This is a genomic window from Acidiplasma aeolicum (assembly GCF_001402945.1).
Classification (GTDB): Archaea; Thermoplasmatota; Thermoplasmata; order Thermoplasmatales; family Thermoplasmataceae; genus Acidiplasma; species Acidiplasma aeolicum.
Genome location: NZ_LKBG01000041.1, coordinates 1 through 3,807 on the forward strand (window position 1 = coordinate 1; position 3,807 = coordinate 3,807).

At 33.5% G+C, this 3,807-nt stretch carries 3 protein-coding genes and 1 pseudogene; 1 reads left to right on the plus strand and 3 read right to left on the minus strand.

The genetic code is table 11. The features are described 5' to 3' along the window. Nucleotides 1-123: 123 nt before the first annotated feature. Complete coding sequence (locus tag AOG54_RS01515; protein ID WP_054964181.1) at nt 124-1,044, plus strand: MBL fold metallo-hydrolase; 921 nt, start codon at nt 124-126, stop codon at nt 1,042-1,044. Between the two features lies 1 nt (nt 1,045). Here AOG54_RS01515 and AOG54_RS01520 read toward each other — a convergent pair whose 3' ends face one another. The 3 genes and pseudogenes from AOG54_RS01520 to AOG54_RS09795 all read right to left on the minus strand — a co-directional run. Continuing rightward, nucleotides 1,046-2,215, minus strand: coding sequence for a mechanosensitive ion channel family protein (locus AOG54_RS01520; RefSeq protein WP_048100912.1), 1,170 nt, complete (start codon nt 2,213-2,215; stop codon nt 1,046-1,048). Nucleotides 2,216-2,219: 4 nt separating this feature from the next. Beyond that, a complete protein-coding gene (gene serS, locus AOG54_RS01525; protein ID WP_048100911.1) occupies nt 2,220-3,548 on the minus strand; it encodes a serine--tRNA ligase in 1,329 nt (442 codons plus the stop codon). Nucleotides 3,549-3,624: 76 nt separating this feature from the next. After that, nucleotides 3,625-3,807, minus strand: a pseudogene (locus AOG54_RS09795) (transposase); the annotation flags it as partial.

Consider the following 3,807-nt stretch of genomic DNA (forward strand, 5'->3'; position numbering starts at 1 on the left):
CAAGGGAAATACTAAAAAATCTGGGATTTAGTGATGAAAAAATAAAAGATTTAATAAATAATAAAACAGTAAAATAATATGTGCAAACAATAATAATTATTTATCATTTAGAAATTATAGCCAATGGATATACAAAAAATAGAGGTCCCAATAGAAATAAGGGCGCTGAAAACAGCAAATTCATATTTAATAAATGGCAGCATTCTGTTTGATACAGGCATGTCTGAGAATTCTTACAGGGAGATAATATCCAAAATAAATCCAGGGGAAATAAAATATATAATTATATCACATCTGCACATAGATCATATAGGTGGTGCCGGATATTTTAATAAAAATTATGGAATACCAGTTTTTATAAGCCAGAATGATTACAATTATATAGAGAGGATTAATGAAAATCCTGAAGCGTATTTTAAATTTTACACAGACTTCTTAAGATCAAACGGTACACCTGATTCAATTATAGACATGATTATGGATTATAATCCAATTGTGAAATATATAAATTATTATGAGGGGCTTGATATTAAGCCGGTAAATAACAAACCAGAGGGTTTTGATATTATTGATGTGCCAGGGCATACTCCCGGTTCAATTGTTCTTTATAATAAAAATTCATTATCACTATTATCAGGTGATCATATACTTGGCAGGATAACACCAAATATTAGTGTGTATTTACCTGAAATGGATAGCCTGAAAATGTATCTTGAAAGCCTTGAGAAAATTCAGAATTTAAATGTCAGCAATGTTTATCCCGGCCATGGAAATGTGTTTAATAATTATCATGAAAGGATAATTCAAATAAAAAAGCATCATGGTAACAGAATAACAGTTATTAAAAATTATCTTAATTCATGGAAAACAGTATATGATATAGCATCAACCATGGAATGGAGCAGGGGTCGGCATATGGATACAATGAATTTTATGGAAAAAAATTTTGCAATCATGGAAACTGCAGCACATTTAATTTATATGGAAAATTCAGGAATCATAAGGGGAATTGAAAAGAATGGAATAAAATATTATTCTTTATAATTTATTTTCCCTGATTGCTCTGAGAGGCTTTTAATGTATTGTATGCGTTTTCCATAAATATATTTACAGCATTAATTGTTGAATTTATATCCTCTGGACCTTTTATTTTTGCAAAAATTAGGTAGGTGTTTGTTGACCCTGATTTGGACATTAGTATACCTTTTAAATCAAGATTCCCATGGTTTTCACTGACGTATTTCAATATCTCATCAGATTTAACATCGGAGTTTAATATAACAGTTACCGGGTAATAATTTAATTCGTATATGCTCTCATAAATTGCATTGTTTCCAAGCACATTTGCCTGTGATTTTACAGTCCAGTATGCCCTGTCCAGATTCATATTTGCAATTGATATAATTTTATTTAATTCATTAATATCCTGAAATTTGAACATTATAAGATACGTATTTGTTGTACCGCCTTTTGCGGAGAGAAAAATTGTCATATCGTTATTATTGGACATTGCCTTAAAATTCTCAATAACCTTATCGGCTGGAACATCAGATGGTGTGGTAATATTTAGTGGATAAATATATGAGGAATCCTCAGTTTTAAATTCTGTAATAACCGAGTTGCCAAGCAGTGCGGAATTTGGTATTGAAATCACATTATTGTCCTTTGTTAACATCTTGGAAAAAAGGGTCTTAACATCAATAATTTTTCCAGTTGTATCTATGCTCCATACCCAAGAGTTTATTCCAACAACATCTCCATACTTTAATGTTCTTGATGATGTTACAAAGATGCTTGCAATAAGATTGGATGCGACTGTTTGAACGGCAAGGCCGAGGATAACGCCACCAACCGCGCTGCCTGCAAGTATTCCTGTAACGCTAACATGGAATATTGACAGCACGATGGCTATTACTATAATGTACATTATTATTCTTATTATTAATGAGATTCCATAAAGCTCCTTTCTTGATGTCTTTATTCTGTATTCTATGAATCTCAGGGTTGACCTTGTTATCATCATTCCTATTATCAGGACTATTACTGCCCTTACACCCTCGTTTATATATATTTCATAGCCTTTATACTCAGGCAAAAATCGGGTAATGATAAAATCAACCACAAAGCCTGCAAGAATTGCAAGTATGATGCCTATTATAATTTCTGCAATAATTTTTGCAAGTTCACCCCTGCTTTTCCTTGCATTATTAAGCATGGTTTTAATCCTCCCTTTCTATTCTGTCAAATCCTGTGTATGGAACCAAAGCCCTTGGAACCTGTATGTACCCATCCTTCTGATAATTCTCCATAATGGCCACAAGTATTCTTGTTGTGGCTATTGCAGTGCTATTCAGTGTGTGAACAAATTCATTTCCATTTTTTGTTCTGTATTTAATATTTAATGACCTCGCCTGATAATCTGTATCATTGGAGGCGGAAACTATTTCCCTGAACTTCCCCTGGGATGGGAACCATGCCTCTATATCATACTTTTTTGCTGCCAGATTCCCAAGCTCCCCTGAACAAACATTAACTATTCTATAGGGTATCTCAAGTGATTTGTATATATCCTCTGCATTTTTTACAAGCTCATCAAAGTGATCCCATGATTCTTCTGGCCTGCAGAATATGAATTGCTCAATTTTATTAAACTGATGAACCCTGAAAATACCCTTTGTATCCTTTCCGTGGGCACCTGCCTCGCGCCTAAAACATGAGGATACACCGGCAACACGAATGGGCAGCTCGTCCTCATTAAGAATTTCTCCAGAAAGCATGGATGCTATGGGATGCTCTGCTGTTGCAATTAAATAAAGGTCATCGCCCTCTATTTTATAAAGTGTATCCTTGAATGTCTCTATATCTGTGGCACCGGACATTGAGGCATAGTTTATCATAAATGGTGGTTCGAGAACAGAAAAACCTCTCTGTGATAAAAAATCCACAGCGTAGTTTATAAGTGCCAGTTCAAGCTTAAATAATCTGTTTTTAAGGAAGTAAAACCTGGCCCCAGCTATTTTACCTGCCCTTTCAAGGTCAACAAGGTTTAACTGCTCCATTAAATCAACATGGCTCATTGGTCTGCTGTCTATTATATTAAAATCACTGCTATTTCCACTATTTTGTTTAAAATAATCCAAATCTTCCCTATAAACATTAGCTGTACCATAATATCTAACGAGTTTATTATTTTCATCTCCAAAGCAGTGGGGGACATCATCTGCCAGTAGATTTGGTATTAACCTCAGCGTATTATCCCTATCCTTTTCAATTTCTTTCTGCTGATTTTCAAGCTCCCCTATTTTTTTATTAATTTCATTTACCTTATTTTTTAATGGTTCAGGGTCACCGCCATTTTTTATAATTTTTGATATCTCAACTGTAATTTCGTTTTTTTCATGCTTTAAACCATTGATATCCCTAAGATTCGATCGCCATTTATCATCCAGAACAAAAAAGTTATCAAGTACTTTTGTATCAAAACCCCTGGCCTGGCAGGACTTGTAAAATATCTCACTGTTTGATCTTAATAATTTTATGTCTATCATTGCAACACCATTTTTATCAATAATACGTTAATAATATTTCATTTTTATGATAATTATTAGAGTGTCCAAACATACGTCAGATCACGATATACATTATTTTCCTCCATGAGATTCCGGTTATTTTATTTGCCATTACAATGCAGTTGTATGAAACTATAATTTCTCCAATTGATACATCATAATTCCTGTGCCTAACATACCAGATGTACTCCATTCCCAGTATTTCCTTAAGAATGGAAAATGTCCTTTCTATCTCCCA

Coding starts and splice junctions, on each gene's coding strand:
- AOG54_RS01520 (WP_048100912.1), bottom strand. CDS start 2,215: ATGCTTAATAATGCAAGGAAAAGCAGGGGTGAACTTGCAAAAATTATT.
- serS (WP_048100911.1), bottom strand. CDS start 3,548: ATGATAGACATAAAATTATTAAGATCAAACAGTGAGATATTTTACAAG.
- AOG54_RS01515 (WP_054964181.1), top strand. CDS start 124: ATGGATATACAAAAAATAGAGGTCCCAATAGAAATAAGGGCGCTGAAA.